At 70.4% G+C, this 24,939-nt stretch carries 27 protein-coding genes and 1 pseudogene; 13 read left to right on the plus strand and 15 right to left on the minus strand.

Translation table 11 applies throughout. The features are described from left to right. Positions 1–144 precede the first annotated feature (144 nt). Positions 145–504 (plus strand): helix-turn-helix domain-containing protein, encoded by a 360-nt coding sequence (locus F4553_RS13740; RefSeq protein WP_221469881.1) that lies wholly within the window; start codon positions 145–147, stop codon positions 502–504. A gap of 10 nt (positions 505–514) precedes the next feature. After that, positions 515–1,585 carry a polyprenyl synthetase family protein gene (locus F4553_RS13745; protein WP_312875200.1) on the plus strand — a complete coding sequence of 357 codons (1,071 nt, stop codon included), beginning with the start codon at positions 515–517 and terminating at the stop codon, positions 1,583–1,585. Here the strand turns inward: F4553_RS13745 and F4553_RS13750 are convergent. Further along, positions 1,578–2,045 carry a guanyl-specific ribonuclease gene (locus F4553_RS13750; protein ID WP_184836035.1) on the minus strand — a complete coding sequence of 156 codons (468 nt, stop codon included), beginning with the start codon at positions 2,043–2,045 and terminating at the stop codon, positions 1,578–1,580. The two genes, F4553_RS13745 and F4553_RS13750, sit on opposite strands and share 8 nt — an antisense overlap. Positions 2,046–2,143: 98 nt before the next feature. Between F4553_RS13750 and mptB the strand changes: the two genes are divergently transcribed. Beyond that, positions 2,144–3,655, plus strand: a complete 1,512-nt coding sequence (gene mptB, locus F4553_RS13755) for a polyprenol phosphomannose-dependent alpha 1,6 mannosyltransferase MptB (protein WP_184836037.1) — start codon at positions 2,144–2,146, stop codon at positions 3,653–3,655. Here mptB and F4553_RS13760 read toward each other — a convergent pair. From F4553_RS13760 to F4553_RS13770, 3 genes are read right to left on the minus strand one after another with little or no spacing between them, the layout of a single operon-like run. Further along, positions 3,591–3,908: a lycopene cyclase domain-containing protein gene (locus F4553_RS13760; RefSeq protein ID WP_184836039.1), complete on the minus strand. Its 318-nt coding sequence runs from the start codon at positions 3,906–3,908 to the stop codon at positions 3,591–3,593. The two genes, mptB and F4553_RS13760, sit on opposite strands and share 65 nt — an antisense overlap. After that, the gene (locus tag F4553_RS13765) at positions 3,905–4,234 is read right to left on the minus strand and encodes a lycopene cyclase domain-containing protein (RefSeq protein WP_184836041.1); all 330 of its coding nucleotides are present in this window, start codon (positions 4,232–4,234) and stop codon (positions 3,905–3,907) included. Before F4553_RS13765 ends, F4553_RS13760 begins: the two co-directional genes overlap by 4 nt. A 6-nt stretch (positions 4,235–4,240) precedes the next feature. Next, positions 4,241–4,615, minus strand: coding sequence for an Rv2175c family DNA-binding protein (locus F4553_RS13770; RefSeq protein WP_246466326.1), 375 nt, complete (start codon positions 4,613–4,615; stop codon positions 4,241–4,243). Positions 4,616–4,639: 24 nt separating this feature from the next. On the opposite strand from F4553_RS13770, the gene F4553_RS13775 reads away from it, so the two are divergent. The 6 genes from F4553_RS13775 to F4553_RS13800 all read left to right on the plus strand — a co-directional run bounded on the left by F4553_RS13775 (position 4,640) and on the right by F4553_RS13800 (position 9,325). After that, positions 4,640–5,227, plus strand: a complete 588-nt coding sequence (locus F4553_RS13775) for a hypothetical protein (protein ID WP_184836044.1) — start codon at positions 4,640–4,642, stop codon at positions 5,225–5,227. Between the two features lie 16 nt (positions 5,228–5,243). Further along, entirely contained in the window at positions 5,244–7,226 is a 1,983-nt protein-coding gene (gene pknB, locus F4553_RS13780) for a Stk1 family PASTA domain-containing Ser/Thr kinase (protein WP_184836046.1), read from the plus strand. Then, on the plus strand, positions 7,217–8,077 hold the full coding sequence (locus F4553_RS13785) for a deoxyribonuclease IV (protein WP_312875201.1): 861 nt from the start codon (positions 7,217–7,219) through the stop codon (positions 8,075–8,077). Before pknB ends, F4553_RS13785 begins: the two co-directional genes overlap by 10 nt. Positions 8,078–8,189: 112 nt before the next feature. Further along, positions 8,190–8,378 (plus strand): (2Fe-2S)-binding protein, encoded by a 189-nt coding sequence (locus F4553_RS13790; protein WP_184836048.1) that lies wholly within the window; start codon positions 8,190–8,192, stop codon positions 8,376–8,378. A gap of 64 nt (positions 8,379–8,442) precedes the next feature. Then, complete coding sequence (gene bfr, locus F4553_RS13795; RefSeq protein WP_184836050.1) at positions 8,443–8,922, plus strand: bacterioferritin; 480 nt, start codon at positions 8,443–8,445, stop codon at positions 8,920–8,922. A gap of 79 nt (positions 8,923–9,001) precedes the next feature. Continuing rightward, entirely contained in the window at positions 9,002–9,325 is a 324-nt protein-coding gene (locus F4553_RS13800; protein WP_184836052.1) for a PadR family transcriptional regulator, read from the plus strand. Between the two features lie 67 nt (positions 9,326–9,392). Here F4553_RS13800 and F4553_RS13805 read toward each other — a convergent pair whose 3' ends face one another. The 7 genes and pseudogenes from F4553_RS13805 to F4553_RS13835 all read right to left on the minus strand — a co-directional run bounded on the left by F4553_RS13805 (position 9,393) and on the right by F4553_RS13835 (position 16,313). Beyond that, a complete protein-coding gene (locus tag F4553_RS13805) occupies positions 9,393–10,055 on the minus strand; it encodes a permease prefix domain 1-containing protein (RefSeq protein WP_184836054.1) in 663 nt (220 codons plus the stop codon). Beyond that, positions 10,052–11,074: a threonine aldolase family protein gene (locus tag F4553_RS13810; RefSeq protein ID WP_184836056.1), complete on the minus strand. Its 1,023-nt coding sequence runs from the start codon at positions 11,072–11,074 to the stop codon at positions 10,052–10,054. Before F4553_RS13810 ends, F4553_RS13805 begins: the two co-directional genes overlap by 4 nt. Positions 11,075–11,245: 171 nt before the next feature. Beyond that, positions 11,246–12,635: pseudogene (locus tag F4553_RS13815) on the minus strand (class II 3-deoxy-7-phosphoheptulonate synthase). A 572-nt stretch (positions 12,636–13,207) separates the two neighbouring features. Continuing rightward, complete coding sequence (locus F4553_RS13820; RefSeq protein WP_184836058.1) at positions 13,208–13,579, minus strand: hypothetical protein; 372 nt, start codon at positions 13,577–13,579, stop codon at positions 13,208–13,210. Positions 13,580–13,703: 124 nt separating this feature from the next. Further along, a complete protein-coding gene (proC, locus tag F4553_RS13825; protein ID WP_184836060.1) occupies positions 13,704–14,510 on the minus strand; it encodes a pyrroline-5-carboxylate reductase in 807 nt (268 codons plus the stop codon). 135 nt (positions 14,511–14,645) lie between these two features. Continuing rightward, complete coding sequence (locus tag F4553_RS13830) at positions 14,646–15,671, minus strand: 6-phosphofructokinase (protein WP_184836062.1); 1,026 nt, start codon at positions 15,669–15,671, stop codon at positions 14,646–14,648. 144 nt (positions 15,672–15,815) lie between these two features. Continuing rightward, complete coding sequence (locus tag F4553_RS13835) at positions 15,816–16,313, minus strand: polyadenylate-specific 3'-exoribonuclease AS (protein WP_184836064.1); 498 nt, start codon at positions 16,311–16,313, stop codon at positions 15,816–15,818. A 36-nt stretch (positions 16,314–16,349) separates the two neighbouring features. Here F4553_RS13835 and F4553_RS13840 point away from each other — a divergent pair, with 36 nt between their 5' ends. After that, a complete protein-coding gene (locus F4553_RS13840) occupies positions 16,350–17,177 on the plus strand; it encodes a DUF1028 domain-containing protein (RefSeq protein ID WP_184836066.1) in 828 nt (275 codons plus the stop codon). Here the strand turns inward: F4553_RS13840 and F4553_RS13845 are convergent. Further along, on the minus strand, positions 17,174–18,061 hold the full coding sequence (locus tag F4553_RS13845; RefSeq protein WP_184836068.1) for a phosphotransferase enzyme family protein: 888 nt from the start codon (positions 18,059–18,061) through the stop codon (positions 17,174–17,176). The two genes, F4553_RS13840 and F4553_RS13845, sit on opposite strands and share 4 nt — an antisense overlap. Before the next feature lie 196 nt (positions 18,062–18,257). On the opposite strand from F4553_RS13845, the gene F4553_RS13850 reads away from it, so the two are divergent. Beyond that, complete coding sequence (locus F4553_RS13850; RefSeq protein ID WP_184836070.1) at positions 18,258–18,950, plus strand: Crp/Fnr family transcriptional regulator; 693 nt, start codon at positions 18,258–18,260, stop codon at positions 18,948–18,950. Positions 18,951–19,067: 117 nt separating this feature from the next. Here F4553_RS13850 and F4553_RS13855 read toward each other — a convergent pair whose 3' ends face one another. After that, the gene (locus F4553_RS13855) at positions 19,068–19,325 is read right to left on the minus strand and encodes a hypothetical protein (protein WP_184836072.1); all 258 of its coding nucleotides are present in this window, start codon (positions 19,323–19,325) and stop codon (positions 19,068–19,070) included. A gap of 213 nt (positions 19,326–19,538) precedes the next feature. Between F4553_RS13855 and F4553_RS13860 the strand changes: the two genes are divergently transcribed. Continuing rightward, a complete protein-coding gene (locus tag F4553_RS13860) occupies positions 19,539–22,988 on the plus strand; it encodes an AAA family ATPase (RefSeq protein WP_376776265.1) in 3,450 nt (1,149 codons plus the stop codon). A 9-nt stretch (positions 22,989–22,997) separates the two neighbouring features. Here F4553_RS13860 and F4553_RS13865 read toward each other — a convergent pair whose 3' ends face one another. Beyond that, positions 22,998–23,693, minus strand: coding sequence for a lysophospholipid acyltransferase family protein (locus F4553_RS13865; protein WP_184836074.1), 696 nt, complete (start codon positions 23,691–23,693; stop codon positions 22,998–23,000). 153 nt (positions 23,694–23,846) lie between these two features. Here F4553_RS13865 and F4553_RS13870 point away from each other — a divergent pair, with 153 nt between their 5' ends. Continuing rightward, the gene (locus F4553_RS13870) at positions 23,847–24,374 is read left to right on the plus strand and encodes a hypothetical protein (RefSeq protein WP_184836076.1); all 528 of its coding nucleotides are present in this window, start codon (positions 23,847–23,849) and stop codon (positions 24,372–24,374) included. Between the two features lie 54 nt (positions 24,375–24,428). Here the strand turns inward: F4553_RS13870 and F4553_RS13875 are convergent, their stop codons facing one another. Continuing rightward, complete coding sequence (locus tag F4553_RS13875; protein ID WP_312875202.1) at positions 24,429–24,920, minus strand: HIT family protein; 492 nt, start codon at positions 24,918–24,920, stop codon at positions 24,429–24,431. Positions 24,921–24,939 lie beyond the last annotated feature (19 nt).

Here is a 24,939-nt window from a genome sequence, read left to right on the forward strand (position 1 = left end):
CTCTATCCAGTGACACTCGAGCCCTTCTCAACGTCCCAGCCCGTGGTGCCCTCCCGGCCGCTCTTGTCAGACCCCCGGGATAGAAATGTTCGCGGGGGATGGGGGTCGCCGGCGAGTCGCTTCGGCGACGGAGAGGGATCGACCTTGCCCAGCTCAGCGGACCTGCCCGACGAGACCATCGACACACTGCTGACGTTGCTGCGCCAGTCCCGGGGGCTGAGTCAGCTCCGCCTCGCCGAGCTGCTCTGCGCCGCGTCGGGCACGCCGACACTGAGCCGGCACGAGATCAGCCGCTGGGAGCGGGGCGAGCGGGTGCCCGGCCCACACTGGCTGAGCTGGCTCGCCATCGTGCTGGAGGTGCCGCCGGAGGTCCTGGAGCGATCGGCCAGGATCAGTCGCTGGGTCCGGCACGCCCCGCCGGAGCCCCGCTTCGTGTGGGGGGAGATAGCACCGGGCGTGCGCGGACGCCGCCTTGCCGACAAGCCTCTGACGGCCAGCGGCTAGGTTCTTCATCGTGACCATCCATCCCGTCGACCGAGCCGATCTCCGCGACCGCGTGCAGCGAGCTCTGGCGGAGTTCCTCGCCGCTCGCCACCGCCAGCTCATGGAGATCGATCCGGCCCTGGCCCCGATGGCCGAGACCGCCGAGTCGTTCGTGCTCGGCGGCGGCAAGCGGCTGCGCCCGGCCTTCGCCTACTGGGGCTATCGCGGTGCCGGCGGCGCCGACGGCGAGGAGGTCGTGCGAGCGGCGGCCGCCATGGAGTTCTTCCAGGCGAGCGCCCTGATCCACGACGATCTGATGGACCGGTCGGCGACCCGGCGCGGCGAGCCGTCGGTGCACTGCCGCTTCGCCGAGCTGCACCGCCGCTCCGGGTGGCACGGCGACCCGGAGGGCTACGGCAGCTCGGCGGCGATCCTGCTCGGCGACATGTGCCTGGTCTGGTCCGACGAGCTGCTGCACGCGAGCGGGCTCGACCCGGTCACCCTGGCCCGCGCCCGGGTGATCTTCGACGCCATGCGGACCGAGGTCACCGCCGGGCAGTATCTCGACGTCCTGGTGCAGGCGACGGGCGATGTCTCGACCGCCAAGGCGAGCACGATCGCGCGCTTCAAGTCGGCGAAGTACACGGTCGAGCGGCCGCTGCTGCTCGGCGCCGCCATCGCCGACGCGCCCGCGGCGACGCACGCCGCCTACTCGGCGTTCGGGTTGCCGCTGGGTGAGGCCTTCCAGCTCCGCGACGACATCCTCGGCGTCTTCGGCGACCCCGCCGCCACCGGCAAGCCCGCCGGGGACGACCTGCGCGAGGGGAAGCGGACCTACCTGATCGCGATCGCGTTCGAGTCGGCGGCCCCGGCCGAGGCGGACCGGCTCCGCGCCGGTCTCGGCGACCCGGACCTGAGCACCGAGGGCGTGCACGACCTGCGCGAGATCATCGTCCGCACGGGCGCCCTCGACGCCACCGAGAAGCGGATCAGCAACCTGACCGGCGAGGCGCTCGCGGCCCTGGGCCGGGCGCCTATCGACCCGACCGCCGCCGGGGTGCTCACCGAGCTCGCCGACGCGGCCACCCACCGCTCTACCTGAGGACCTGCCGGAACGAGTCGTAGTGGTCGTCGGTGTAGTAGACATCGCCCTGATCCCCGACGACGAGCCGGCGGGCACCCCGGTCCTGCTCACCAGGGGTCGGCACCGTGTATTCGTGGTAGTAACCACGGGCCCGCGCGGGGAGGATCTTCTCGTTGTTGCCGAAGACGATGCCGTCCCGGCTATAGGGGAACGGTCCCTTCTTGTCGATCAGCACCAGCGTGTCCCGGGCCTGCTTGGGCAGGTCCGCGGCGGCGATCGTGGCGAGGCCGGAGACCGGGGTCGCCCGGCCCGCCGGTGCCTGCGAGGCCGTGGCCGCAGCGGTTCCCGCCGGTTCGTCGGCGCCGATCCGGCGAGCGGCATAGCCCACCAGCACCGCGAGGAGCAGCACCAGCGCCGCCGCACCCGCGCCGAGGACGATCAGACGCCGAGGCGGGCGCGATGCTGACTGCTCACTCATGCGCAAGAGTGTGACATCCGCCGGCCCGGGGAGTGGCGAGCGCGGCGAGGAGCCCCGCAGGGCGCGGCGAAAGACGGCCGTCATGGAATGATCGCAGGATGTCCGTGCCGACCCGGTGGAGGGCAGCCGGGCTCGTCGCGACCGTGCTGCTGGCGATCTCGGCCTACCTCGCCGGTGCCCTGCCCGGCGGTGATCCGGCCCCGCTGCTGCGCGCGTCGGGCACGGCACCGGTCTCGTTCTGGCTCGGGCTCGGCGGTTGGCTGGCCGGCTCGGTGCTGCTCGCCGTCGCGTGGTGGCGCGGTCGCGGGCTCACCGCTCGCCAGGTGGTCGTCACCGGGTCGCTCTGGGCGGTCCCGTTGCTGCTCGCGCCGCCGCTGGCGAGCAGGGACATCTATGCGTACGCCTGCCAGGGCGCCACGGTCACCGCGGGCGCCGACCCGTACGCGGTGGGTGCCGCCGAATCAGGCTGCCCGTGGCTGACCGCCGTACCGGAGATCTGGCAGCACAGCACCGCCCCCTATGGACCGCTCGGGATGGCGTTGAGCGCCGGTGCCGCCCGGGTCGCCGACGGGCACCTGTGGATCGCGGTGCTCGGTCTGCGGGTGATCGCGCTCGCCGGACTGGCACTGATCGGCTGGTTCGGCATCCGGCTGGCCCGAGCCACCGGGATGGCCCCGGAGGTGGCCCTGTGGGCCGGTCTCGCGACCCCGCTGGTGCTGGTCCACGCGGTCTCGGGCGCTCACAACGACGCCCTCGTCGCAGGCCTGCTCGTCGCCGCCCTCTCCCTCCCCGTCACGTTTTGCAGCAAAGCGTGGCCTCGCGCGGCGAAATGGCCACGCTTTGCTGCAAAACGTAACGGCACCGCAGACCACGACGGCACCGCAGACCACGACGGCACCGCAGACCCCGACGGGGAACAGACCGCGGCGTGGCGGATCGCCGCCGTGATGATCATCGCCGGTGTCTGCGTCGCCGGGGCGGTGGCGGTCAAGGTGACGGCGATCGCGGCGCTGCCGTTCGTGCTGATCCTGGCCGGGCGCCGGTGGTGGCTCGCGCTCGCCGGAGCCGTCACGGCCTTCGCGGCGCTCACCTGGAGCACCGGCCTCGGGTTCGGCTGGACGGGTGCGCTCACCGACACCCAGCAGCTCACCCAGTGGACCTCGGTGCCGACGGGGATGGGGATGGCCGTGGGCTACCTGGTGCGCGCCCTCGGGCACCCCGGGGCCGAGGCGGGGGTGGTGGCGGGGGCGCGGCTGGTCGGCGTACTCATCCTGGGTGTGATCGGGCTCGTGGCACTGCGGCACGCGTGGCGCGCGGACAGCCGGACCGTCGTCGCGGCCTGCGGCTGGGTCCTGGTCGCGGTGGCGCTGCTGGGCCCGGTCTTCTACCCCTGGTACGCCCTGACCCCCCTCGCCGTCCTCGCCTGCGTCCCGACCGTGCTGCCGAGGGTGCGTGCCGCCGTGACGATCGGCCTGATCTTCCTGGTGCTCCCGCACGGGCTCGGCATCGCCGCGCTGACCAAGGGTCCCGGTGCGGTCGCCGTGCTCATCGCGGTGGTGTGGCTCGCGGTCCGCCAGGTGCGCGGTGCCAGGTCCAGAGCGAAAGCGTGACCAGCACCATCGCGAAGCCGAAGAGCAGGTCCTCGACGGGTGCGTGGATGATCCGCCAGCCGATGATCGTGCCGGGGTCGTAGCGCACCACCCCGCGCCCGGTGAGGATCCCGTTGGAGAGCAGCTGGAACCCGAGGATGATCGGATAGGTGGCCCAGAAGACCACCCCGAGCAGCAACCGCGTACGCAGAACCAGCAGATCGACCCCGACGGCGAGCGCGACGCCGACGCAGGCGGCGACGGTGTAGGTCATCGGCGTGGCGCGGTGAAGCGCCCCAGCACCGTGCGGACCGCCTCGAACCCGAGGATCGCACAGACGGGCACCACGAGGAAGAAGAGCAGCTCCTCGATCGGCAGGCCGCCGGGCAGCACGAGACCGACGATCTGGGCCGGGTCGAAGTCCCACCAGCCGGCCCGGATCGCGGCGAGGTCGACCGCGACGAAGAAGATCGCCACCGGCAGCACGGTCCGGGCGAGTCGGCCGAACTGCCGGAGCACGCCCGTCCCGAGCACGGGTTCGAGCCAGATCGCGCAGGCCAGGCACCCGGTGAGCACCGCCAGGTAGGTCAGGTGCGCCACCGTGGGCTAGAAGGCGAGCGCCTGGGCCCGCCGCTTCACCTCGCGGGCCAGGTCACCGCCGAGCGCGACGGCGGGCTTGCCCGGAAGTGAGTCGTCGTCGGTGTAGAGCCACCGCAGCGCCTCTTCGTCGTTGTACCCGGCGTCGCGGAGCAACGTCAGAACACCGGGGAGGTGCTTGAGCACGATGTCATTTGCCACGAGCTCGGCCGGGACCCGGAGTACGCCTTCTCGGCGGACCGCGAGCAGCGAGCCCTCTTTGATCAGCTGGTGCACCTTCGTGATGGGCAGGCCGAAACGCTCGGCGATGTCCGGGAGGTTCACCCAGTCGGCCGCGTTGATTGATACAGACTCACTCACCCCCACACCATGCCATAGCCCCATCGCCGTCGCGGAAGGACTCTTGTCGTGAGCTTCTGGCATGCCATCTACCGGGAAGCCGCGGGTGCGTGGCGGTCGCTGCGCTACGACCTCCGCCGGGAGCGCCACCCGGCCGGTCCGGCGGGCACGATCGAGGAGGAACGCGGCACCACGCGCGGCCGGGTCGTCTTCGCCGGAGCCGCGATCATGCTGCTCGCCGGGGCTATCGCGGGAGCATGGGCGCTGGTCGGCGGCGTGCGAGCGCTCATGGACCCGGGCGCGCCGCCGGCCGCGCTGCCGGCGCACGCCGCGCCCGCCCCGAGCCGGGGACCGACCGGTGCGGCCCAGCCGGTGACGACGACGCCGACCGGCACAGTGCCAACCCTCGGCGCCGCGCCGACCTCCTCGCCGACCCGCCGGGGACCGGCCCCGAGCCCCTCGGGCAAGAGCCTCGAACCCGTGCCGACACCTGCACCTACCTGCGGTTGTTCACACCCGCCGACCCCGGTGCCGACCCCCGCCCCGACCTCGTCGCCGAGCCCGTCACCGAGCCCGACGCAGGAGCCGAGCCCGTCACCGTCAGCCTCCGGCGAACCGGTCGGTGTGGTCTCCACTTCAACAGTCGCCCTCGACTGACTTAGACTTCCTGCCGATGGACACTCAGGTCGCCGATCCCCTACTCGGATCGCTCGTAGACGGGCGATACCGGGTGCGCAGCCGTGTCGCCCGGGGCGGCATGGCGACCGTCTACACGGCGGTCGACGAGCGCCTTGAGCGCACCGTCGCTCTCAAAATCATCCATTCGGGTCAGCGGCACGCCGCTGCCCACCCGATGAGCATCGAGCGCTTCACCGACGAGGCGAAGACGATCGCCCGTCTGGTGCACCCCAACGTGGTCGCCGTCTACGACACCGGCCTGCACCTCGGCACTCCCTATCTGGTGATGGAGTATGTCCGAGGTCACACGCTGCGCGACATCCTCAGCGAGCGCCGCCGCCTGTCCCCCCGCGACGCGCTCGCCGTGCTGGAGCAGATGCTCGCCGCGATCGCCGCCGCGCACCGGGCCGGCCTGGTGCACCGCGATGTCAAGCCGGAGAACGTGCTGATCGCCGAGGCGCCCGGCGGCAACGGCCAGCTCGTCGACGCCGTGGTCAAGGTCGCCGACTTCGGCCTGGCCCGCGCGGTCGAGGCGAGCGCCGACGATCCGGCCGGCGGCCAGCTCATGGCCACCGTGGCCTACGTCGCGCCCGAGCTGGTCACCGATGGTCACGCCGACCCCCGCACCGATGTGTACGCGGCCGGCATCGTCCTGTTCGAGATGCTGACCGGGCGGGTGCCCTACGAAGGCGACCGCCCCGTCGACGTGGCCTGGCAGCATGTGGACCTCGATGTCCCGCCGCCCTCGAAGTTCGTCCCCGGCCTCCCGCCGGTCCTCGACCGCCTCGTCGCCCGGGCCACCCGGCGCGACCCGGGTTCCCGCCCCACCGACGCCGGCGCCTTCCTCGCCGAGGTGCAGCTGGTGCGCGAGGAGCTCAACACGACGGCGATGCGGGCCGGCCCGGCCGCTCAGCCGACGGTCGTCGTCGACCAGATCGTGCCGACCGACCGCCCCTCCTGGGCCCGGCTGCCCTCGCCCGGCCCCGCCGCCGCCCCGCGCAGCCGTCGCGCGTCGGCACCCGTGGCGGAGGTCGAGGAGGAGGATGTCACCCTCATCGACCAGGCCCGGCTCGGGCTGCGCCGGCTCCAGAGCACCGAGCGGGGCCGGATGGTGCTCACCGCCGCCCTGGTCGTGCTGACCCTGCTCGTGCTGACCGGCGGCTGGTGGTTCCTCTTCGGCCGCTACGAGGCGGCACCGCAGCTCGCGGGCAAGACCAGGGTCGAGGCGGAGCAGCTCGCCAAGACCGCCGGGTTCACCCTGATCATCGGCACCGGGCAGTTCCGCGAGGATGTCAAGAAGGACATCGTGCTGACGCAGGACCCGCCCGCCGGTGATCGGGCGGTCAAGGGCAGCGCGATCACGCTGATCCTGTCGCTGGGCCCGGAGCGCTACCTGGTGCCCGATGTCATCGGCCGGTCGTGGGACCTCGCCGTCGTCGACATCCAGGACCGCAAGCTCGTTCCGGTCAAGGGCACCGGCAAATACAGCGACACCGTCGCCAAGGACGTCGTGCTGGAGGTCAACCCGCCGGTCGACACCCAGTTGAAGCCCGGCGACAAGGTCACCGTGATCCTGAGCAAGGGTCGCGCCCCGATCACCGTGCCCAACGTCGTCGGCACCCACCGCGACCAGGCCACGGCGAAGCTGCAGGAGCTCGGCCTGATCGTCGCCTACATCGAGCAGCCCAGCGACAAACCGGGCGGCGAGGTCCTCACCCAGGACCCGGTCGGCGGCGCGGGCGTCGAGGCCGGGACCAAGATCACGCTGACCGTGGCACAGGGACCGCCGGGCGTGGTCATGCCCCGGGTCCTCGACATGAACTGCCGGCAGGCCACCGACCAGCTCCGCGGCATGGGGCTCGACGTGGAGGTCGACGGCAACGTGATCGAGCAGAACTTCGGCACCGTCAAGGAGCAGCGCCCCGACGAGGGCAAGCTGCTCAAGCAGGGTGAGAAGGTTCGGATCAAGTGCAAGTGATCACGCACGGGATCGGCGCGCACACCTTCGTCGCGGGCGGCCTGGCGAAGGCGGCGCTGCCGTACGTCGACTCCGTCGGCGCCGGCAGCGTGCAGATCTTCGTCGGCAACCCGCGCGGCTGGGCGCTCGCCGCCGGGGACCGCCGACAGGACGAGCTCTTCGCGGCGGGCTGCGCCGAGCGCGGGATCCCGTCGTTCATCCACGCCCCGCTCCTGGTCAACCTGGGCTCGCCGACCGCGGCGACGGTGGCGAAGTCGGTGGCGGTTCTCGACCACGGCCTGCGCCGCGGGGGCGAGATCGGTGCGGGCGGCGTCGTCTTCCACGCCGGCAGCTCGGTGGACGAGTCCCATACCGATCAGGCCTTCAAGCAGGTCCGGGAGGCGCTGCTGCCGCTGCTCGACGCCGCCGAGGCGGCCGGTGGACCCCGGTTGCTCGTCGAGCCGAGCGCGGGCGGTGGGCGCTCCCTCGCCTCCCGGGTCGAGCAGCTCGCGGAGTATTTCGACGCCGTCGACCACCACCCCTGGCTCGGTGTCTGCTTCGACACCTGCCACGCGCTCGCGGCCGGGCACGACCTGATCACGCCCGGTGGCATGACCGCTGCGCTCGACGCCCTGGTGGCGACGGTCGGCGCGGGCAGGCTGCGGTTGATCCACGCCAACGACTCCAAGGACCCGGTCGGCTCGACCCGGGACCGGCACGAGACGATCGGCCGGGGCACGATCGGTCTCGCCCCCTTCGCCGAGCTGATGGCGCACGAGGCGGCCCGCGACATCCCGTGGATCGTGGAGACCCCGGGCGAGTTCCAGGCGGCCGACATCGCCGCGCTCGCCGCGCTGCGCCCGACCGCCTGACCCTGCCCGTTCGGGTCATTTTCGCGGTGATCGGCATCACGACCCTTGCGCTGACCTGGGGGTTTAGTGCACCCTTACTGAGGCAAGGTAAGCCTAACCACAGCGAGGTGTCATGTTCGTCTGCATCTGTGCCCGGGTGCGTGAGTGCGAAGTCCGCACCGCGATCCTGTGCGGCGCACGGACAGAGGAATCGGTCGGCGACGCGTGCGGCGCCGGGACCGGCTGCGGGAGCTGCCTCGACCGGATCGTCGATCTGATCGACGAGCACACCGCCGACACACCCCTTGCCATGGCAGCCTAAGCCCGGATTTAATTAGACATAAAGGCTAATCTTCCCTCACCGACCGATGTGGGGGTTATTTACCATGCAAGGCGACGCGCGCGTCATCGAGTTCCTCAATGAGCAGCTCACCGCTGAGCTCACGGCCATCAACCAGTATTTCCTCCACGCCAAGATGCAGGAGAACTGGGGCTTCACGAAGCTCGCGAAGCACACCAAGCACGAGTCCATCGACGAGATGCGCCATGCCGAGGTGCTCACCGACCGCATCCTCTTCCTCGAAGGACTGCCGAACTACCAGAAGCTGCTCGCGCTGCGCATCGGCGAGAACGTCAAGGAGCAGTTCGAGTGCGACATGCTCGTCGAGGCCGAGGCGATCGAGCGGCTGCGCCGGGGCATCGACCACATGCGCTCCGTGGGTGATGTGACCTCCGCGAAGATCTTCGAGGACATCCTCCAGGACGAGGAGCACCACATCGACTACCTGGAGACGCAGCTCCAGCTGATCGAGACGCTGGGTCTGCCGCTCTACCTCCAGAACGTGACCGAGCACCCGGAGTCCTGATCCACCCGGGAGGCCCTCGCCCCACCGCTCGTCATCGGGCAGGTTGCGGCGGGGGCCTCCATCGGTAGACTCGCTACGCATGAAGGCCGACGCACTCCGGGGACACCTCGACGCGGTGCTGCTCTCGGTGCTGGAGTCCGGCCCGCGCCACGGCTACGCCGTCATCGAAGCCCTGCAGACCCGCAGCGGAGGCGCACTCGACCTGCCCACGGGGACCGTCTATCCGGCGCTGCGGCGGCTGGAGCGGGCCGGTTATGTCCGCAGTTCGTGGAGCACGGTCGGCGGACGCGAGCGGCGGACCTATGAGCTGACCTCCGCCGGTGGCCGGGCGCTCGCCACCGAACGCACCGCCTGGCAGGACTTCACCCGCACCATCGGCGGATTCCTCAACGCCCCCGCTTGAAACACCAACTCTTCAAGAGTTGCGCCGATCATGGCGCTACCGCGACCGCCGTGTGATCGCGAACCCGTCAGGACGCGTGCAGGCAGCGGCTCGTGGACCTGATCACCAGCGTGAAGCAGACCGTCCAGACGATCATGTTGGCGCCCATCGCCGCCGACAGCAGCGCCTGCGGCGCCCAGATCACGCTCATGGCGAGGAGCCCGGTCCCGGCGAGCAGCGACGCGCTCACCATCCCCGCCGCCGCCCGGCCGAGCGCCCACGGCACCCAGCGCGGCATCGGCAGCAACCGGGCGCCCGGCCCGAGCAGCAGCCACATCACCAGGAAAAAGGCGCCCGAGCCGTAGCCGAAGAGATCGACGAGACGCGCGAAGGTCAGATAGTCCTGCGGCGGCGAGAACTGCGCACCCGGCGCGCTCGCCGGATGCAGATGGTGCCACGACAGCCCCGAGAGGAAGACGGCGAGCGGCAGCATCACGCCGAGCTTCAGCGCGGTCCGCCGCCCCTGGGTCATCGCCAGCTCGCGCTGGAACTCCCCCGCCAGCTCGTCCACCCGCCCGAAGTCGGCCACCGCGCGGCGCTCGGCCTCCACAACCCCCAAACCCCCGCGCCGGTACGCCGAAGCAGCGTCCCACAGACCGTCCCTGACCTCGGTCAGCACGTCGTCGACGAGCGGGCTCGGACCCCGCAGCCGCCCGCCGAGCGAGGTCACGAAGTCGTCGATGGCGGTCATGCCAGCAAAGGTACAAGAACCTCGACGGCCCGCTCGACCCCGGCATCATCGAGGTCGAGGTGCGTCACCAGCCGGCAGACCTGCGGAGCGAGCGCCGTGACATGGACCCCTTGCGCGGCTGCGGCCTTGGCGAGGGTGGGCGCGTCGATCGACGCTTTCGCCAGGTCCAGCAGCACCAGGTTGGTCTGGACCGCGGCCGGATCGACGACGCCGGACGGGGCGAGCGCCTCGGCGAGCCGCCGTGCCCGGACGTGGTCGTCGGCGAGCCGCTCGATGTGGTGGCGGACGGCGTGGAGCCCCGCCGCGGCGAGGATCCCGGCCTGGCGCATGCCGCCGCCGAGGCGCTTGCGGATGAAGCGGGCCTTGTCGATGCGCTCCGCACTGCCGACGACGAGGGAGCCGACCGGCGCGCCGAGACCCTTGGAGAGGCAGACCGACAGGGTGTCGAAGACGCCGCCGTAGATGTCGAGCGGCACCCCGGCGGCGACGTGCGCGTGCCAGATCCGGGCACCGTCGCAGTGCAGCGCGACACCCCGGTCGGTGGCGACCTCACGCAGCTCACGCAGCGTGTCGAGGGGGACGACCGTGCCGCCGCCGACGTTGTGGGTCTGCTCGACGGCGATCGCGGCGGTCGGGATCGTCCAGCCGCCACCAGGGTTGATCATGGAGGCGATCAGCTCGACATCGAGGGCGCCGTGGGCGAAGGGCCACGTGCGGCTGGAGATCCCGCCGTACGCCGCCGCCGTGCCCATCTCGAAGAGGAGCACGTGCGCCTTGGTGTCGGCGATGATCTCGTTGCCGGGCGGGCAGAGCAGCTGCATGGCGATCTGGTTGGCCATCGACCCGGTCGGCGTGAACAGCGCCGCCTCGTGCCCGAAGAGCGCGGCCACCTCGGCCTGCAGCTCGTTGACGGTCGGGTCCTCGCCGTAGACATCGTCGCCGACCTCGGCGTCCGCCATCGCGGCACGCATGGCGGCGGTGGGCTTCGTGACAGTGTCCGACCTCAGATCAACAACCATGCTCACTTCCTACCGCATCGGTTTGTCCCGGGTCGCCCCGGGACGGAATTAGCGACCCGTCAGCGCAAAGATCCGGGCTGGTTCGGGGAATCCGACGCGATCACCTTGCATGATCACGTCCGGTTCCCCGAACCAGCCCGGATCTTTGCCGAGCTTGCGAGCGGGTGAGGACTAGCCGCGGAGCATCTCCGCGACGAGGAACGCCAGCTCCAGCGACTGCTGCGTGTTGAGGCGCGGGTCGCACGCGGTCTCGTAACGGCGCTCGAGGTCGATGTCCTCCAGCGCCTGCGCACCGCCGAGGCACTCGGTGACATCCTCACCGGTCAGCTCGATGTGGATGCCGCCCGGGTGGGTGCCGGTCATCTTGTGGACCTCGAAGTACCCCAGCACCTCGTCGACGATCCGGTCGAAGTGACGGGTCTTGTAGCCGTTGGACGACTCGTGGGTGTTGCCGTGCATCGGGTCGCACTGCCACACGACCTTGAGCCCGGCATCGCGGACCGTCTCGACCAGGCGCGGCAGCGCGTCGCGGACGTGCTGGTTGCCCATCCGGCTGACGAAGGTCAACCGGCCCGGGATGTTGTCCGGGTTGAGCTTCTCGGCCAGCTCCAGGACGTACTCCGGGGTCGCGGTCGGCGAGAGCTTCACACCGATCGGGTTGGCGATCCGCGAGATGAAGTCGATGTGCGCGTGGTCGAGCTGCCGGGTCCGCTCGCCGATCCACAGGAAGTGGCCGGACAGGCCGTACGCCTTGCCGTTGGCGATCCGGGTCAGCGCCCGGTCGTACTCCAGGGCCAGCGCCTCGTGCCCGCAGTAGAGCGTGACGGTGCGCAGGGCCTCTTCGTTGGTCATGCCGCAGGCGGTGATGAAGGCGAGCGCGCGGTCGATCTCGCGGGCGATCGCCTCATAGCGCTCGCCGAAGGCCGAGGTCCGCACGAAGTCGCGGTTCCAGTCGTGCACGGCGTGCAGGTCACCGAGGGCCGCCGCCGAGGTAGGCGCGGAGCATGTTCATCGCCGACGACGAGTTGGCGTAGACCCGGATCATCCGCTGCGGGTCGGCGACGCGCGCCGCGGCGTTGGGAGCCAGATCATTGATCATGTCGCCGCGGTAGGCCGGCAGGCCCAGCGCGTCGTTCGCCGACGACCGGGGCTTGGTGTACTGGCCGGCGACCCGGGCCACCTTGACGACCGGCAGCGACGCGCCATAGGTCAGCACGACCGCCATCTGCAGCAGGGTGCGGGCGTTGGCGAGCAGGTGGTGCTCGGTGTTGTCGGCGAAGGTCTCGGCGCAGTCGCCACCCATCAGCAGGAAGGCGCGGCCCTCGCAGACGTCGGCCAGCTTCGCGGTCAGCTCGTCGACCTCGTTGGGCGATACGATCGGCGGGACGCTGTCGAGCAGCTTGCAGACGTCGTTGACGGCCCCCATGTCCTCCCACGGGGGCATCTGCAGCCGCGGGAGGTCACGCCAATAGTCCAGGCCCAGGTCAGCGGCCTCGGCGGTGTCGACAGACGACCGGGGTGTCTCGATGGGCCGGGGGTACTGGTGCCACTCAGAGCGCATGGTCACAAGAGTACGGCGGCCCTCTGGATCACTCCCCACCCGATTCCCATATTCCGCAGCATGGGATCTTCCAGCGCAGCGTGGTGATCGTTACAACTGGTGTGGGTGAATTGCCGGCTCTGTCCGCGTACCGGCGGCATAAGGAGATCCAGGACATCGACCTGGAGGGAATCGCGATCCCCGGGCTGGTCGGTGAGTTCTTCCGCCGCCCGGAGGGCGAGCGGATCGCGACCGTCGGCCTCTACCGCCACGCGGGGGTCGAGCTCTTCATGGCCTGGGGGTACGCCGACGAAGCCCACTGCCAGTGGACCGCCTACCGGCGGTCGGACGGTGGCTGGACCGCGCCTTCGCGCGGCTGCCCGAGGGTGCGTCCCGTGGCCGGCGGTATCGAGCTGGAGGCCGACGACGGCCCGAGGTTCCTCCCCGCCCAGCCACGTTCTGCAGCAAACGGTGGCCTCGATCGCGAGAATGACCACGCTGTGCAGCAAAGCGCGGCAGGCGCACAGACGCCGCCGCCGACCACGACTGCCCCTCTCACAGCCGCAGCCGACAGCGGATCGTCTGGCCTGCCGCTACTGCGCGACTTCGCGGATGGCCGTCTGTGGAGCCCGGGCGGCACGTCGCACGTAGCCGACCGAGGCGATGGTGATGGCGAGGCTGGTGACGAGGGCGATCGCGTGCAGCACGGGGTTGGCGATCGGGACGAACGCGATGACCGCTGACGGGACCTGGACGATCGCGATCAGGGCGAGCAGCAGGCCGCGGCGCTGCGCCCCCCACAGGAACGCCGACCAGATCGGGGCACTGACCACGGCGAACGTGATGAGGTCGAGGACCGCGTGCAGATAGGGGTTGGTCACCCGATCGTGGGCGTAGGCGTAGGCAGGGACCGAGACGAGAACACCCGTGATGGCCGTGCCGAGGACAATGGCAGCGCGTCGCATGACCGCCTCCGATGGCTGAGGTGACTTGCTTCCCTTGCCACTCACGGTAAGGCGGACCTCACTCGGGCCGGAAGCCTGAGCAGGTTTCATTCACGGTAAGTAATCCCTGCGGGTGAGAGGCTTGTCAGCCGTTCTGCGCCGCGATCTCCCGGGCCCGGTCCCGGGCCGCTTCCAGCGCACCGAGCAGGGCCGCCCGAACCCCGTGATTCTCCAACTCCCGAATCGCCGAGATGGTCGTGCCCGCGGGCGAGGTGACCGCTTCCCGCAGCTTGACCGGGTGCTCCCCCGAGTCCCGCAGCATGATCGCCGACCCGATCGCGGTCTGCACGATCAGGTCGTGTGCCACCTGCCGAGGCAGCCCCAGCAGAATCCCCGCGTCGGTCATCGCTTCGACAAGATAGAAGAAGTAGGCGGGCCCCGACCCCGACAGCGCCGTCACCGCGTCCTGCTGGTTCTCCGGCACCCGAATCGTCCGCCCCAGCGGCTTGAACAGCTCCTCGGCCACCCCGAGATGCTCCGCCGTGGCGTGGGCCCCCGCCGAGATGGCCGTCATCGCCTCATCGACCAGCGCCGGCGTATTGGTCATCACCCGAACCACCGGCGTCCCCGCCACCAGGAACTTCGTGAAAAAGGTGGTGGGCAGCCCAGCACACAGGGACACGACCAGCTTGTCCGCAGGAATGTGCGGTCCCAGCTCGGCCATGAGCACGCCGGCGTCCTGGGGCTTCACCGCGATGGCGATCACATCCGCGGCCACCGCAGCTTCGGCGTTGCTGAGGACGCGACACCCATACCGCTCCCGAAGTTCAGCAGCACGCTCTGGCCGCCGAGCAGTGGCGATCAGGTGGTCAACCGGCCACCCGGCCTTCACCAGGCCGGAGAGCAGCACCTCACCGATCTTCCCAGCCCCGATAACAGCAACAGTCCGCATGAAGTCCAGCCCTCAAGCCTCAACAAATAGTGCGGTCGCCACCACCACAGGATTTCGGGGCCGGATCGACCCGCGGAGGGATCAAGCCTGACCGCCCGGAGCGGGTCGATCCGGCCCCGAAATCCTCGAGAGCGATTAACCGAAAAGAACCTCAGACTCGGCGTACCGCTCCACCGGAACGGTCTTCAGCTCCCGCGTGGCCTCGATCAGCGGAACGCGGACGATGTCCGTCCCCTGCAGCGCGACCATCTTGCCGAAGTCGCCCTCGTGCACGGCGTCGATCGCGTTGAGCCCGAATCGAGTGGCGAGCACCCGGTCGAAGGCGGTCGGCGTTCCACCGCGCTGGGTGTGACCGAGCACGACGGCCCGGGCTTCCTTGCCCGTGCGCTTCTCGATCTGCTCCGCGAGCCAGGTGCCGATGCCGCCGAGGCGGACGTGGCCGAAGGCGTCGAGCTCGTTGTGCGAGGTCATCATGTCGCCGTCGGCCGGAACCGCGCCCTCGGAGACCACGAGGATCGGCGAGTAGTTGGTGCGGAAGCGGCTCTCCACGTGGTCGACGACCTTCTCAAGGTCGAACGGCTTCTCCGGGATGAGGATGACGTTGGCGCCACCGGCGAGGCCGGCGTGCAGCGCGATCCAGCCGGCGTGGCGGCCCATGACCTCGACGATCAGCACGCGGTGGTGCGACTCGGCGGTGGTGTGCAGCCGGTCGATCGCCTCCATCGCGATGTTGACCGCGGTGTCGAAACCGAAGGTGAAGTCGGTCGCGTTGAGGTCGTTGTCGATCGTCTTCGGGACGCCGATGACGTTGACGCCGAGGCTGTCGAGCTTGGTGGCGACACCCAGGGTGTCCTCACCGCCGATGGCGACGAGCGCGTCGATGCCGAGGTTGGCGAGGTTCTCCTTGATGCGCTCCACACCGTTGTCGATCTTGAACGGGTTGGTGCGCGAGGAACCCAGGATCGTGCCGCCGCGCGGCAGGATGCCACGGACCTGCTCGACGCCGAGGGGCTTGGTGAGGCCCTCAAGGGGTCCCTTCCAGCCGTCCTTGAAACCGACGAACTCGTGACCGTAGGTGCCCACACCCTTGCGGACAACAGCACGAATCACCGCATTGAGACCGGGGCAGTCGCCGCCGCCGGTAAGAACACCGATACGCATCTCGATCCTCCGAGTGGCGATGTAGCCAATAAGAGCCCTATGTGAGCCCCAGGAGCAAGGAGATCGGCGTCGTTGCCGGCCCGGGGCGGGCCGCAGATGCGAACTTTAGTCCTACCGGATGAGCGGGCACCAGCGACCCCGCCTTTACACGCCGCTAATAGTTCGGTAACGCGCCAAATTGTGCCGGGCGTCCACCAGTGCGTCGTGACGTGCGGCTTCGGCATCCGGGAGCGGTGGCCGGCCCGCGTCGTCCCACAGCTGGCGCAGCTCCTTGGTGAACCGGGGGATCTCCCTCGGCAGCGCCGTCATGGCACCCCAGATCTGGGCGAGCACGACGTGGTCGTAGGCCGCGTACCACGCCCAGAGCTCGATCTGCTCCGTCGGATCGGCCTTCAGCGGCTCGACCAGGAAGTCGTAGAGGTCGTCGCGGATCCGCTCGCGGGAGCGCCACGCCTTGTGCCCGGGGCTCGGCAGCTTCTCCAGCACGTTGCGGCGCACCCAGGGGATGGCCTTCGACTCGTCGAACTGCGACGAGATCGCGTAGAACTCGCGGCCGTGCTCGTCGACGACCCCGATCGAGACCAGGTCGATGGTGACGCCGTCCTCGATGAACTCGCAGTCATAGAAATACCGGTAGGTCACCTGGTCCATCTTTCACGGAAGAATTAATGTGCCGCCATGACCTTCTCGATAGTCGCGCGGTCTGCCGACGGAGCCTCCCACGGCGTCGCTGTGGCCAGCAAGTTCCTCGCCGTCGGCGCGGCGGTGCCCGCTGCCGAGGCCGCCGTCGGAGCCGTCGCCACCCAGTCCTACGCCAACCTCGCCTACCGGCCGCAGGGGCTCGCCCTGCTGCGTACGCAGGTGGCGGCGGCCGACGTCGTGGCCGGGCTGACCGCCGCCGACCCGGGCCGCGACCAGCGCCAGCTCGGGGTGGTCGGGCCGAGCGGCAGCGGCGCGACCTACACGGGAGCGCAGTGTCACGCCTGGGCGGGCGGCAAGATCGGCGACGGGTACGCCATCCAGGGCAACATCCTCACCGGCCCCGAGGTGGTGGAGGCGATGGAGGCGGCGTTCCTCGCCAGCGACCCCACGGCACCGCTGGCCCGGCGCCTGCTCGCCGCGCTCCGCGCCGGTGACGAGGCGGGCGGCGACCGCCGGGGCCGCCAGAGCGCCGCTCTCGTCGTCGTCTCCCCCGGTCAGGGCTACGGCGGCACCAGCGACACCGTCGTCGACCTCCGGGTGGACGATCACCCGACTCCCCTGGCGGAGCTGGCGAGGCTGCTGGACATCCACGCCCTCCTCTTCGACAAGCCCGACCCGGCCACCCTGATCCCCCTGACCGGGGAGATCGCCACCGAGGTCAAGACCCGCCTGGCCGCCCTGGGACACGCTCAGGACGACGTCAACGAGGCGATGGCCGACTGGGCGGGAATCGAGAACCTGGAGGAGCGGATGGTCCCCGACCGCATCGACCCGCTGGTCCTGGCTCACCTGCGCGCGCTCTAACCCGTGCGGAGGGCATCCCGGGCGTCGTGGAGGCCCTTGATGTTCTCGGCCGGGTCCGCTATCCCCGTGGTGTCCCTCGTGGTGATGCGCTGGGCGAAGTAGTCGGCCTGGACCGCCCAGCGGAATCGCAGCAGGGTGGGCAGGGCCGCTTCGATCTCGCCCCTCGGGACCGGGCCCGCCGCCGAGTACGCCTCGATCAGGGCTGCGGCCCGGTGGATGCCGCCGGCGTACATGACCGCGGAGGCCAGATCGTAGACGTGCGGGCCGGTGACACACGAGCCCCAGTCGATGATCCCGATCCGACCCGTGGCCGGGTCGAGCAGGAACGCCTCGGCGGCCGGGTCGCCGTGCAGGGCGCCGACGGAGAGGCGGTCGGTCACCTGGAGGCGGGTCAGTTCGGCGACCGCCGAGCCGACGGCGGGACGCAGCCACGGTTCGAGATCGAGGTGCTCGGCATCGGGGCGCACCCAGTGCCAGCGAGGTGTACCCGGATGGGTGAATCCCGCCAACTTCCGGTGTGCCGCGCCCAGCCGATCACCCCACCACTGCTGGTCGAGCTGGTCGCAGGCGTCCAGCGGCCGGCCACCGACGAAGCGCAGGAGCCCCAGCGCACCCCCGACCAGGGGGGTCGTCAGAGATCCATCGACGGTGCGGACGGGTGATCCGGCGTCGATATTCACCCGGCTGAGCGCCTCTGCCATACTCAGCCCGGCCTCGAACTGGGACTGAAGCGCGGTCGGAACCACCTTGGCGACATACCGGTCGGACCCGACGGTGACCATAAAGGTGACCGAGGTCATCCCTCCGGTCAGCCGAGTGCAACCGTCCGGCGGAAGATGCCAAGACGTCCGAAGCGCGGTGCGGATCGTATCGTCACCCAGCATGGGGCGGATTATGGCACGCGACAAGCATTTGCCAGCGTCCCACGAGGTGTCCCGCCCGTTGCCCGGCCAGGTCCGGCCACAACGGGGGGTGTACAGCACGCCATGAGGGGGCGATGATCTGTCTAGCAAAGCCGCGCCGATCCGGCAGGGAGATCGGCAATCGTTTTCGGGGTGGGAGACGGGGAGGGGTAGAGCCGTGGAGATACGGCTTCCGGAGCCCGCAGATGCACTGACCGGCGTCGAGATGTTCGCCGGTCTGGAGCAGGAGGCGCGGCAACGGGTGATCGCCGCCTCCGTGCCGCGCAGCTATCGCAGGGGCCAGCTTCTCTTCGTGGAGAACGACCCGGGCGAGTCGCTCATCGTGCTCAAGCGTGGCAGCGTCGCGGTCTTCCGCACCGCACCGACCGGCGAACGTGCCGTGCTGTCGGTGCTGCGCCCGCCTGACGTTTTGGGCGAGGTGTCCCTTTTGGATGGCTCACCACGGTCGCTCTCCGCCGAGGCGATCGAGGACTGCACCGCGCTCGCGCTCAGCCGGGGCGCCTTCATGGAGCTGGTGCACTCCAACCCGCGGATCCTCGACGCCGTCATGCGGTCGCTGGGTGCGCTGATCCGTCGTCTCACCGAGCAGAACGCCGACCACGTCTTCCTCGATCTGCCGGGCCGGGTCGCCAAGACCCTGGTGCGGCTCGCCGGGGAGAGCCAGGCGCCGATGATCACCATCGAGCTCAACCAGAGCCAGCTCGCCGAGATGGCGGGCGGTTCCCGGCAGAGCGTCAACCAGGCGATCGGATCCTTCGCCAGCCGTGGGTGGCTGCGCACCGAGGGCCGTCGCATCGTGGTCACCGATGTCTCGGCGCTGCGCCGCCGCGCGGGTATGGCCGACCGCTAACCGCTTGGAGGAGCGCGGGCGCTCCTAGCCTCCGATTTTCGAGATGCCCGTCCCGGGCATCTCGAAAATCGGGCGCGCATTCACGCGCGATCGCGACCATGGTCACGGTCAGGCCGACTACTCCGAAGCCTCGTCAGCGGCTTCCTCTTCGGCCGCACCGGGTCCGAGCCAACCGGGCTCTTCCTCGGCGACGCCCGGTCCGAGCCACTCCGGCTGGGCTTCTTCGACGGCCTCTTCGGGCCCGCCGTCCAGGTTGTCGACCACGCCTCGCTCCTCAAGCTCGGCGAGGGTGACCGCGTCGATGTCGACGACCTCGCCCGCGTCGTGGGCGATCCCGAACGGATCGGTCCAGGACACCGCTAGTCGCACCAGCACCGCGATCCTCCTCGCAGATTGTTACCCGACTGGGTAAGTCGGTAGGGCAAGACTTTAGCCACCAGGCCATCTTTCCGCTGCCGTCGCACTGTCGGCTTGGCTACAGCTGGCCGAGACTGGCCCGCACCTGGCCTTTTCCTCCGGGCGAGGATCGCGGATACTGGGACACCCAGTGACGCGCAGACCGTTCCCTCGACCCAGAGGAGAATTACCATTTCCCGTCCCTGCCCGAACTGCTCCCGTGCGGCCGGTCCGGAGGACAGCTTCTGTGGTGGCTGCGGCTCCAACCTGGCCGCCGCGTGCCTCCAGTGTGGACGACAGGGAACGCCCGGGGCCACCTTCTGTACACATTGCGGCAGCAGGCTCGGCGAGACGCTGCCCAGTGGCCCGAGGGAGGATCGGCGCCACGTCAGCGTGCTCTTCGTGGATATGGTCGGATTCACCGGTTTCGCTGAATTGGCCGATCCGGAGCAGGTGCGCTCCACCCAGCACGAATACTTCTCCATGGTCCGGCAGGTCATCCGGCAGTACGGCGGCGTGGTCGAGAAGTACATCGGCGACGCGGTCATGGCGATCTTCGGCGCCCCCATCGCCACGGAGAACGACGCCCTGCGCGGCGTCCGGGCGGGGCTGGAGCTCCAGCGGGTGCTGGGGCGGCACAAGAGCAGCCAGACCGCCGATCTCGCCTTCCGGGTGGGTGTCGCCTCCGGTGAGGCCCTGGTCGACATCGCGGCCGCCCACGACGGCGGCCAGGCGATCGTCGCCGGCGACGTCGTCAACACGGCGGCCCGTCTGCAGGCCGAGGCGCCGCCCGGCGGGGTGCTCGTCGACGAGCGGACCTACGACGCGACCCGGGACGAGATCGACTACTCCGAGCAGCCGTCCGTGGTGCTGCGCGGGCGCACGTCGGCGAGCCAGGTCTGGCTGGCGAAGGCCGCCCGGATGACCCGGGTCGGCGAGCGCGACGAGTCGACGCCGATGGTCGACCGCGACCACGAGCGCGGTCTGCTCACCAACGCGCTGCACCGCACGATCGCCGACCGCACGCCGCAGCTCATCACGGTCTTCGGCACCGCCGGCATCGGCAAGAGCCGCCTGCTGCGCGAACTCTCCCGCTACGCCACCCGGCTGCCCGGCACCCCGGTGCGCTGGCGGGTCGGGCACTGCCCGCCCTTCGGGGAGAACGTCACCTACGCCGCGCTCGCCGAGATCGTGAAGACGCAGGTCGGCATCCTCGACACCGACGACGACACCCGCGCGCAGACCCGGCTGGACGAGGCGCTGCGGGCGCTCACCAACACGCAGGAGGCGGCGCGTCTCGCCGAGGCGCTGGGCCCGCTGCTCGGCCTGCCCGGCACCCGGCTCTCCCCCGCCGAGACCGAGTCGTCCTGGCGGCGGTTCCTGCAGCTCATGGCGGGCACCGGGCCGACCGTGCTCGTCTTCGAGGACATGCACTGGGCCGACGAGGCGATGCTGCGCTTCGTCGAGATGCTCTGCGGTGCGGGCCAGGGCCTGCCGCTGCTCGTCATCGCGACCTCCCGCCCTGAGCTGCGCGAGCGCCACCCGAGCTGGACCAGCGCCGTCACCGGTGCGATGTCGATCTCCCTGGGCCCGATGCGCGACAGCGACATCAACACGATGTATTCGCAGATGTTCGGCCAGGCCGTGGTGCCCTCGACCGGCCTGGGTCCGCTGGTCGAGCTGGCCGGCGGCAACCCCCTCTACGCCCACGAGTACGTCCGGATGCTCGTCGAGCGCGGCGAGCTGCGCCCGACCGGCCCGTCCTGGACGGTCGACACCGACGAGACGGCGCCGATGCCGCAGACGGTGCAGGCCGTCATCGCCAACCGGCTCGACCTGCTGGAGCTGACCGACCGCGCGGTGCTGCAGGCCGCGGCCGTCATCGGCAGCCAGTTCTGGCCCAGCGCGATCGGCATGGCGGTCGGCATCAGCACGGAGTCCGCCGCCCGTGCCCTGCACCGGCTGGAGCAGCGCGATCTCGTCGTCGAGCACCCGGCCTCGGTCATGGCCGACGAGCCGGAGTACGGCTTCCGCCACGTCCTGGTCCGCGACGTCTGCTATCAGCGGCTGCCCCGGGCCGAGCGCGTCGTCCGCCACCAGCGCGCCGCCGACTGGCTCGAACGGGTCAGCGAGGGCCGCTCCACCGACCTCGCCGAGGTGCTCGCCAACCACCGCTGGGCAGCGCACGAGATCGCCCGGACGCTGGGCCACGACCCGACGCCGCACGCCCCCGCCGCCCGGGTGGCGCTGCACCGGGCCGCCCGGCGTGCCTACTCGCTGCACGCCCTCGACGCCGCCGTCACGCTCGTCACCCGGGCGCTGAGCCTGCGCCTCGAACCCGACCTGGTGCTCGAGCTCTTCGCCGCCGAGCTCGCCCTCTACCGCGATCGCGACGCCTTCCTCACCGACGGCGGGGCCAAACGGCTCGCCGAGCTGGTGGAGGCGCTCGCCGGTGCGGGCGAGGAGGCCGGTGCCGCCCGCGCCTGCACGCTGCTCGGCACCGCCGCCTGGTCGCGGGCCGACCGCATCCTGGCGCTGCAGTGGCTCGACGAGGCGGCCCGGCGCTATTCGCGGCTGCCCGACAGCGCGGAGAAGGCCGAGGCGCTGCTGGAGCTCGCCCGGGTGCGTATGTTCGACTACGAGACCGCCGAGGCGATGTCGGCCGCGCAACGGGCCGCGGAGATCGCCGACCGGCTCAACCTCGTCGAGGTGCGGGCCAACGCCCGGATCACCGCCGGGCTCTCGACCTACCTGGCGGGCGGCGAGGAGGGTTTGGCGGAGCTGACCGAGGTCGCGGAGTACTGCAAGGTCCAGCAGCTCACGAGCTGGCGGCGGGCCGCGCACAACCTCGCCTACGCCCGGCAGGAGGAGGGCGACCTCGCCGGGTCCAACGCGATCATCAACGAGCAGCGGCGGACGGCCGCCGTCGGCGGCACCAGCCTCGCCACCTCCTATGTCGAGGAGGCGCAGACGGCGTACATGGCCGGGGACTGGTCGACGACGATCACCGCGACCGCCGCCGCGATGCGCCGCCCCACGGTCGAGTGGGACCTGCACACGGTGACCCTCGCCGCCTGGATCCGGGTGCTGCGGGGTGAGCTGGACCCGGCCGAGAACGATCCGGTCGCCGAGGCGATCCTCGCGGCCCGCCGCTCCGGCTTCCACCGCATCCTGCGCTCGACCGTCGCCCACGCGGCGCTCTGCCGGGTGCTCCAGGGCCGCAAGGACGAGGCTCGGGACCTCCTCGACGAGCTGGACGAGGACTGGTCCGCCACCCGCATGATCGCGACCGGCGAGTGGGTCGCCGCCGCCGCGCACACCGGTTCGCTGCTCGATCGCCGGGCGGCCCGGAAGGTGCGCGACATGCTGGAGCGGTCGGCCCGGCGCACCCTGTGGGTCTCGGCGGCCCTGGCGACGACCGAGGGCGCCCTCTCCAACGGCCTCACATCGGCCGAGTGCCACCTGGCGGCCGCCGACGGTTACCGGGCCATCGGCAACGCCAGCGACCGCGCACTGGCGCTCTGGGCGGCCGCACGGAGCTTCTCCGGCATCACCAACGGCGCGGACCGGGCCGGGCCGATCCTGGCGGAGCTGCGCGGCTTCGTCGAGCGCAACGCAGCCCCACGGCTCCTGGGCGGCTGAGCACGGAGGTCAGGCCGGGACCGGCACCACCGGGGCGGCGGCCTTCGCCTTCACCGCGTAGGTGTCGACGTACTCCCGGCCGGAGAGCTCCATCAGCTCATACATGATCTCGTCGGTGACCGCGCGCTCGATGAACCGGTCCCCCGCGAGCCCCTCGTAGCGGCTGAAGTCCAGCGGCGTCCCGAACCGGATCTTGACCCGCATGATCTTCGGGATGAGCTTGCCGGGCGGCTGGACCTCGTCGGCGTTGAGCATCGCCACCGGGATCACCACGGCACCGCTCTCCAGCGCCAGCCGGGCCACGCCGGTCTTGCCCCGGTAGAGGCGGCCGTCGGGCGACCGCGTCCCCTCGGGGTAGATGCCGGCCACCTCGCCTTGGCGCAGCACGCGGAGCTGGGTGTCGAGGGCGGCCTGCGCCGCCCGCCCGCCGGAGCGGTCGACCGGGATGCAGCCGGTGCCGACGAAGAAGAGCTTCGTCAACCAGCCCTTGATCCCCTTGCCGGTGAAATATTCCGCCTTCGCGACAAAGGTGACGCGGCGGCGCACCATCAGCGGCATGAAGATCGAATCGGAGAAGGAGAGGTGGTTGCTGGCGAGAATCACCGGACCGGTGGACGGGACATTGTCACGGCCTTCGACCTGCGGCCTGAAGATCAACCGCAGGACAGGGCCAAGGATGACGTACTTGAGCAGCCAGTAGAGCACTGGTGTCCTTCCCGAGCGCGTCGGTGGCGATATTGCGAACCTTGGCGTAGAGCCTAGGAGGAGGGCACGCCGTGCCACAACGCACTCCCCACCGAGCCCCGGAGCGTGTCACGATGGAGCGGCAACCCATTCACTCGGCGAGGAGGAAGCACTGTGCCAACGGTCGGCGATCCGGACGGTCGATCCTCGGAACAGGTCGATGCGGCCTTTGCCGAGATCGTTGCGGGCTTTGACACCCCCATCGAGCCCGACAAGGCCTCGTGGCACGCCAGCGAGGATGTCCCCGTCGAGAGCGTCGGCACGACGCCCGCGACCGGGCCCATCTGGCCGGCCGGTGGACCCATCCTCAACCACGACCCGCGCGCTGATCCGCACGGGCCGTCGCTGCTGGAGGGGCTCGACACGTTCGGCGCGGATCTGCCCGACGACGGCCAGCCCTTCGTCCGGCCCGAGCCGCAGCCACTCCCGCGCATCTCCGCCCCGGCGGTCTTCGGCGCGCTCATCACCGTCTTCGGCGTGTTCATGATCATCAAAGGCAACCTGCTGCCCTCCGTGGGATCGAGCGCCAACCTGCTCGCGGGCGTCACGGTCACCGTCGCGGGCGTCGCCCTGCTGATCAGCCGCCTGCGCCCCGGCGGCGACGACGAGCCAGAGCTCCCCGACGACGGAGCAGTCGTATAAAGATCGAAGCCTCCGGCGGGCTCGCCCGCGGAGGCTTCGATCAATAAACCGTGATCAGTAGGCCGTGGTGATGACCCGGTGCAGTTCGGCGGTGATGGCGTCGCGGAGTGCCTCGTGCTTGTCCGCCGCCGGAGAGCTGGTCGCGTCGTGCTCGGGAGCGAACCGGTCGCTGTCGGGGTAACGCCACACCGGCACCCCCCGGAACTCGCCGGACTCCCAGTAGTACCTGGCGTGCACATGTCCGTGCAGGTGGTGGTAGCTGTTGCCCAACACCTCGTAGTTGATCCGCAGGAACGCCGGATCCTGCCCCGAGCAGACGTTGAAGACCACCTCACCCAGGAGGGAGAGGTCCGTGAGGAACTCGAGCCGCTGCTCGCGACTGAGGTCCGTCAGGTGGTCGGCATCATCCACATCGGAGATGAGTACGCAGTAACCCGGCAGGTGCTGGGTGTCGCCGAAGACCGCGAAACCGCTGCGCATCTTGGCCATGAGCATCGGATTGTCACCGGTGCGCGCGGCGGCCAGGCGGTCTTCCCGCCAGTCCACCACCGTTTCCAGCGGTGAC

The sequence above is a fragment of the Allocatelliglobosispora scoriae genome (genome assembly GCF_014204945.1).
GTDB lineage: Bacteria > Actinomycetota > Actinomycetes > Mycobacteriales > Micromonosporaceae > Allocatelliglobosispora > Allocatelliglobosispora scoriae.

Bases quoted from the DNA above. Each gene is read 5' to 3' on its own strand.
- F4553_RS13750 (WP_184836035.1), bottom strand. From the start codon at position 2,045: ATGAGTGAGCAGTCAGCATCGCGCCCGCCTCGGCGTCTGATCGTCCTC.
- mptB (WP_184836037.1), top strand. From the start codon at position 2,144: ATGTCCGTGCCGACCCGGTGGAGGGCAGCCGGGCTCGTCGCGACCGTG.
- F4553_RS13760 (WP_184836039.1), bottom strand. From the start codon at position 3,908: ATGACCTACACCGTCGCCGCCTGCGTCGGCGTCGCGCTCGCCGTCGGG.
- F4553_RS13770 (WP_246466326.1), bottom strand. From the start codon at position 4,615: ATGGGGCTATGGCATGGTGTGGGGGTGAGTGAGTCTGTATCAATCAAC.
- pknB (WP_184836046.1), top strand. From the start codon at position 5,244: ATGGACACTCAGGTCGCCGATCCCCTACTCGGATCGCTCGTAGACGGG.
- F4553_RS13790 (WP_184836048.1), top strand. From the start codon at position 8,190: ATGTTCGTCTGCATCTGTGCCCGGGTGCGTGAGTGCGAAGTCCGCACC.
- bfr (WP_184836050.1), top strand. From the start codon at position 8,443: ATGCAAGGCGACGCGCGCGTCATCGAGTTCCTCAATGAGCAGCTCACC.
- F4553_RS13800 (WP_184836052.1), top strand. From the start codon at position 9,002: ATGAAGGCCGACGCACTCCGGGGACACCTCGACGCGGTGCTGCTCTCG.
- F4553_RS13805 (WP_184836054.1), bottom strand. From the start codon at position 10,055: ATGACCGCCATCGACGACTTCGTGACCTCGCTCGGCGGGCGGCTGCGG.
- F4553_RS13810 (WP_184836056.1), bottom strand. From the start codon at position 11,074: ATGGTTGTTGATCTGAGGTCGGACACTGTCACGAAGCCCACCGCCGCC.
- F4553_RS13820 (WP_184836058.1), bottom strand. From the start codon at position 13,579: ATGCGACGCGCTGCCATTGTCCTCGGCACGGCCATCACGGGTGTTCTC.
- proC (WP_184836060.1), bottom strand. From the start codon at position 14,510: ATGCGGACTGTTGCTGTTATCGGGGCTGGGAAGATCGGTGAGGTGCTG.
- F4553_RS13830 (WP_184836062.1), bottom strand. From the start codon at position 15,671: ATGCGTATCGGTGTTCTTACCGGCGGCGGCGACTGCCCCGGTCTCAAT.
- F4553_RS13840 (WP_184836066.1), top strand. From the start codon at position 16,350: ATGACCTTCTCGATAGTCGCGCGGTCTGCCGACGGAGCCTCCCACGGC.
- F4553_RS13845 (WP_184836068.1), bottom strand. From the start codon at position 18,061: ATGCTGGGTGACGATACGATCCGCACCGCGCTTCGGACGTCTTGGCAT.